5 protein-coding genes and 1 tRNA gene are annotated in these 5,329 nt (G+C 34.9%); 4 read left to right on the top strand and 2 right to left on the bottom strand.

The features are described from left to right. The 4 genes from lon to HAW63_03720 all read left to right on the top strand — a co-directional run. On the top strand, positions 1–1,915 hold a 1,915-nt coding region (lon, locus tag HAW63_03735), incomplete at its 5' end, for an endopeptidase La (GenBank protein ID MBE8163078.1). 87 nt (positions 1,916–2,002) lie between these two features. Then, positions 2,003–3,202 carry a winged helix-turn-helix domain-containing protein gene (locus HAW63_03730; GenBank protein ID MBE8163077.1) on the top strand — a complete coding sequence of 400 codons (1,200 nt, stop codon included), beginning with the start codon at positions 2,003–2,005 and terminating at the stop codon, positions 3,200–3,202. 8 nt (positions 3,203–3,210) lie between these two features. Next, positions 3,211–3,825 carry a hypothetical protein gene (locus HAW63_03725; GenBank protein ID MBE8163076.1) on the top strand — a complete coding sequence of 205 codons (615 nt, stop codon included), beginning with the start codon at positions 3,211–3,213 and terminating at the stop codon, positions 3,823–3,825. A 100-nt stretch (positions 3,826–3,925) separates the two neighbouring features. Beyond that, positions 3,926–4,303: a hypothetical protein gene (locus HAW63_03720; protein ID MBE8163075.1), complete on the top strand. Its 378-nt coding sequence runs from the start codon at positions 3,926–3,928 to the stop codon at positions 4,301–4,303. 66 nt (positions 4,304–4,369) lie between these two features. Here the strand turns inward: HAW63_03720 and HAW63_03715 are convergent. After that, positions 4,370–4,445, bottom strand: a tRNA-Val gene (locus HAW63_03715). A 55-nt stretch (positions 4,446–4,500) separates the two neighbouring features. Then, on the bottom strand, positions 4,501–5,238 hold the full coding sequence (locus HAW63_03710) for a 4'-phosphopantetheinyl transferase superfamily protein (protein MBE8163074.1): 738 nt from the start codon (positions 5,236–5,238) through the stop codon (positions 4,501–4,503). Positions 5,239–5,329: the final 91 nt, after the last annotated feature.

The raw sequence follows: 5,329 nt of genomic DNA, 5'->3' as shown, positions 1-5,329 counted from the left end.
AGAGCGAGTGCAGGGCGAAATTGATGTGCTAGAGGCAGAAAAGCGTATTCGCGCAAGAGTAAAAAACCAAGTTAAAAAATCACAAAAAGAATATTACCTAAATGAACAAATGCAAGCCATTCAAAAAGAATTAAATGACGGCGATGATTCGGCTTCAGAAATTGAAGAGTTGGAGAAAAAATTAGAAGCAAAAAAAATGAGCAAAGAGGCCTATAAAAAAGTAACAAAAGAAATAAAGCGCTTAAAATCGATGTCGCCAATGAGTGCCGAGTCGGGAGTTATTCGTGCCTATGTAGATTGGATGCTAGATTTACCATGGAATAATTATATTAAAGAAAATGTAGATATTAAAGGCGCTCAAAAAATTTTAGATGAAGACCACTGGGGTCTTGAAAAAGTTAAAGAGCGTATTATTGAGCACTTATCCATTCAGTATTTAACTAAAACCATGAGTGGCCCTATTTTGTGTTTAGTGGGACCTCCGGGAGTAGGTAAAACTTCCTTGGCAAAGTCTATTGCAAAATCTTTAAATCGTCCTTTTGCAAGAATTTCTTTAGGAGGGGTAAGAGATGAAGCAGAAATTAGAGGCCATCGTAGAACTTATGTAGGGGCTATGCCGGGTAAAATTATTCAAACACTAAAAAAGTGTGAGTACAATAATCCATTAATTTTATTAGACGAAGTGGATAAAATGGCAACCGACTTTAGAGGAGATCCATCGGCAGCTTTATTAGAAGTTTTAGACCCCTCACAAAACCATACTTTTTCTGATCACTATTTAGAGGTGGAGTATGATTTATCGAAGGTAATGTTTTTAGCAACGGCAAACTCACTGCATAGTATGAATCGGCCACTGCTGGATCGTTTAGAGGTATTACATTTAGACGGATATATTGAAAAAGAAAAATTTCATATCGGAAAACAATATTTAGTTCCCAAGCAATTACAGAAAAGTGGTTTAAAAGACAGAAAGGTAAGCTTAAGCGACGCTGCATTAAAAGATTTAATTCATTATTATACTAGAGAGGCGGGTGTTCGTAATTTAGAAAGAACAATTTCTAAAACTTTTAGAAAATTAGCCAAAGAAATTGTAGAAGATGAATTTAAAATAAAAGCTGAAGAAAAACCAAAAGCAAAAACTAGAAACAAAAGAGTAACTGCTGCGGGAAAGAAAGCAGGTAAACTAAAGAAAACTTCTTATAATGTTACCTCTAAAAAATTAGTAGAATTATTAGGAGAGCACGTTTATAAATCGAACACCATTGAAAAACAAAATGAAATTGGTTTAACCAATGGTATGGCCTACACTACGGTGGGCGGAGATTTATTACCCATTGAGGTTAGTAGTGTTCCTGGAACTGGTAAATTTATCATTACCGGTCAACTTGGCGATGTGATGAAGGAGTCGTGTACGGCGGCCATGAGTTATGTTCGTTCGAGAGGGCCTCTTTTTGGCTTAGATAAAGAAATTTATGCTAATACAGATGTACACATACATGTGCCAGAGGGAGCCATTCCTAAAGATGGGCCATCGGCAGGATTAGCCATTACAACCAGTATTGTGTCTTCTTTATTAAAAATTCCAGTATTAAGAACTGTGGCTATGACAGGCGAGGTAACTTTACGAGGAAGGGCCCTGCCTATTGGAGGCTTAAGAGAAAAAGTTTTGGCCGCTCATCGAGGGGGAATTAAAATAATTATCATTCCTAAAGAAAATCAAAAAGATTTAAAAGATATTCCCAAAGAAGTTATGAGCAGTTTGCAGGTTGTGTTAGTGGACCATGTTGACCAGGTGTTAGTAAAAGCCCTGGCTGTTAAAAACCCTAAAGAAGTTTTTAAACAAGATAAAGCAAAAGAGCATGTAGGTTTAAGGGCGCAGCATATTGGGTATATAGAAAAAAATACTCCCCACTAAGCAAAATAACGCAATGCACAGCCTTTGTAATTAAGCCCTAGCCCTTAGTATTGACCCTATCTTTGTTCTTGGCTATAGTTTTTCACTATGGAGCGTCAAAACTTAGGTCCCAAGAGCTTACCAGCTGCCAAAGTATCTTTGCAGGGCTTAAAAGCCGTTCAAGAGCAGATGGATGATTTAGGCACAGAAGCTCACGCCTTTTACCAGCTAGGTAATTTGTACTATGATCGTTTGGATTTCTCCAAAGCGCTTTTTTATTTAAAAAAAGCAGCAAAAGTTTTTTTAAAAGAACAGCAATTTGAGCAATACTTTTTTTGCCAACATAAATGCCTGCGCATATTTGTCGAAAGAGAAGAAAAAGAAGAAATTGCTAAATTACAAAAAGAATTAAGTGTTATTCAAGGCCAGTATTCATTAGAAGAAAATTCACGATATTATTACACTTTGGGCCTTTCTTTAGACTCCGACAAACAGTTTTCTTCTGCCTTTTCTTGCATGGAAAAATCCTTAGATTTAGCATTAAAAACAAAAAATAAGGTAGATATTTGTTACGCTTTATCAGGCTTAGTAATTATATACACTCATCAAGACAAATTAGATTTAGCTATAAAAGAAATTAACAATTTAAAAGTATTTTTTCAAAAAATAGAGCTAAAAGAGTTAGCCATTTCTATGGATATTGCCTACGGGTATATTTTACGACAACAAGGTTTATTAAAAGATGCTTTAAATACCTTTTGGCAAACTTACTCTAAAGTGGGTGAGGTAAAAAATTTATACTATAATACTTATTTATTATATGCGCTGGGCACTACTTATTTACAATTAAAAGATAAAGAAACAGCATCGTTGTTTTTATCGTTAGCGCAAAGCTCGGTAGATAGAAAAAATTTAAAAAGAACGGCGGGATTAATTGACAGCCATATTAAGTCTATTGGAGTTAAACACGGAACAGAGTTTGATTTAATTTTAGATTGCCATAATCGACAAATTAAAGAAAAAGAGAAGGGTGTGGTTAATTTAAAAGGGCAATTTATTATTTTAGAGTTATTAAAATTATTTTTATCTAAGCCAGGATATTCTTTTTCTAAAAAAGAGTTAGTAAAAAAAGTATGGGATCAAAATTACTCTCCAAGTATTCATGACAACAAGGTGTATGTAACTTTAAAGCGGCTAAAGAAAATTATCGAGCCTGACAAAAAATCTGCAAAGTATATTTTTCGCAATAAAGAGGGTTATTATTTAGACTCTAAGGTAAAAACTTTTATTAGAGAAATACAATTTTAAAGGACAACATGAAAACTTTTTTTTCTTTTTCAAAACTAGCTTTGTTATTTTATTTTGTGTTAAGCGGAATTGCGACAACTAATATTAGTGTAGCAATGAACAAGCAAGATGCTGTAATAAGTACTTCATCTATTGTACAGTGTTCTACTAAAGTGCTAAGTGGCGGAGAAGATTTAATTCCATGGCCCTTTGCTCAATGCCCATGGAATATGAATAACTTATATGGTAAATGGTTGGTAACAGCAGAAACAACAGGTGCCAAAACGCTTTCTAAACAAAAAGAAGTTTATAAAATTTTTACATCTTCTGTGGGAGTAGCTATTATTAGATATAGGTTAGACGGAACTGAAGACAAAGGTTTTGTGGTAATGAACCCAAGCAGAGGAAAAATGTCTGAAAATTCTTATAGCGCCTTTATGTATTCCTCTAGTGGAGAGATATATTATTTGTCTATATACGCTTACTTAGAAGAGTCGTTGCGTTTTTATGGAAAAGAACCCTCTTCTTGTTCGGGTTTTAATAAAGAAAAAATACAAGGTATTATTCTTATGAAGCACAAAGCGCGTAACTTTTTTCAGTGTGAAGAAACCTCTACAGAATCTTGGCTGTTAGAAAAGCAATAACTCTATTTAACAACATGTCTTAAAAAGAGACTAAAAAAACAAAATAAGCCTTAAGTTTTTGTTTCAAACCCCCGTTCTAGACTTTAGCACGGGAGGCATTATGAATGATTTAAAGGTTTCTAGTTCGTTACCTAATACTAATTTTTTAAAGGTTTCGGAGGTAATTGGTTTTTCTAATTGCATGGTCATAGCCAATCAAGCCTATATTGTAGAGGCCAAGGGTTACAATTTAATGCTTAGAATTTTTTCTCAACACTTTAATGCAGAGTGGTTACAAGAACACTCTTTAGAGTCGTTAGTTTTTGAAGATTTATCTTTATTTATTACAGATATGAACATGGATGTAGAAGCTCAAGTTTTAAAAGTGTATCAAAGCTCTGTGAAAAATGCGCATATAGATATTAAACTGCAATTGGCAGACTCTTTACCAGAATATTGGACAGAATGTTTTGCAGATATGTTTAGCCCTGCGGCTTAGTTGGTTAGACAACTTTTGTAAGTGCTACTTAAACTTATTTAGATAATTAAGTTTTCTTTTTAAATTTGGTAGGGACTACCGGGTTCGAACCGATGACATCCACCTTGTAAGGGTGGCGCTCTACCAGCTGAGCTAAGTCCCTAAATAACTCTCAAAATATATACTGAAAATTTTAGCTTGGCAAACGGCTTTCCCGTTTAGTTTTTGTCTAGATAGCTAAGGGCAAGAGTATAGTTAGAAAAGCTAATAACCCAGCCTCTGCCCGTATATTTTTTATTTTTTTCTATATTGGCAAATTGGTATTGCCAAGAGGAGTTGGGCTGAAAGAAACTTTGTTTTTTTTGTGTTGGGCATAACTCAGTTTCTAAAAAAGGGGCCCAAGAATGAATAAGCACATCGCGAATAAGTTGTGTATCGGCATTGGGTAAAGATTTAAAGCTAGATTCTTTTGCGGCCCAAAGGTGAGCTGGCGAAGGGGCTTCAAAAACCTCCAAAGGAGTGGATACTTTTTTAATAATTTCTGTGCTTACGCGATCGCTGATTTCTAAGTCTATGCCAAAAAATTGATTATCTGCACTCTTTTTGGGGCTACAAATAAAAGCTCCATGGGCCTTACAGTGAGACAAAGAAATTTTAGCCAACGGAAATTCTTTTAAAGAGCTTCCTGGCGTGGATAAGTTATTTAGTGCTAATAAAGCTTTTGGCAAAAAATGGGCTTCGGTGGGAATTTCTTTATTTTGTATTTTATTAGTAACTAAGTTAATCATGGCTCTGCGCAAAAAATTTCTTTTTTCTTGCTGTTCGTGTTTGGGTAAAAAAGGCACGATCTTCAGCCACACAGGAGCATTTAGCTCTGCAGAAATAAGCTTTACCCAGCTTTCTATGCTGGCTGTAAACTGAGTGTGAAAAGAGAGGCCTTGTTTTTCTTCTAACATAATTATCTCATTGTACAGTTGCCAAAGTGCGTTTTTATAAGGTTAAGGGCAACCCAGCGCTTTTAACGCTAAGCACCATTGTATAGCTTTT

The sequence above is a fragment of the Pseudobdellovibrionaceae bacterium genome (genome assembly GCA_015163855.1).
Classification (GTDB): domain Bacteria; phylum Bdellovibrionota; class Bdellovibrionia; order Bdellovibrionales; family UBA1609; genus JAAOIH01.
This window is presented reverse-complemented; position numbering and strand designations above follow the sequence as displayed.

Excerpts from the sequence above, each read along its gene's own strand:
- HAW63_03730 (MBE8163077.1), top strand. The coding sequence starts at position 2,003 with ATGGAGCGTCAAAACTTAGGTCCCAAGAGCTTACCAGCTGCCAAAGTA.
- HAW63_03710 (MBE8163074.1), bottom strand. The coding sequence starts at position 5,238 with ATGTTAGAAGAAAAACAAGGCCTCTCTTTTCACACTCAGTTTACAGCC.
- HAW63_03720 (MBE8163075.1), top strand. The coding sequence starts at position 3,926 with ATGAATGATTTAAAGGTTTCTAGTTCGTTACCTAATACTAATTTTTTA.
- HAW63_03725 (MBE8163076.1), top strand. The coding sequence starts at position 3,211 with ATGAAAACTTTTTTTTCTTTTTCAAAACTAGCTTTGTTATTTTATTTT.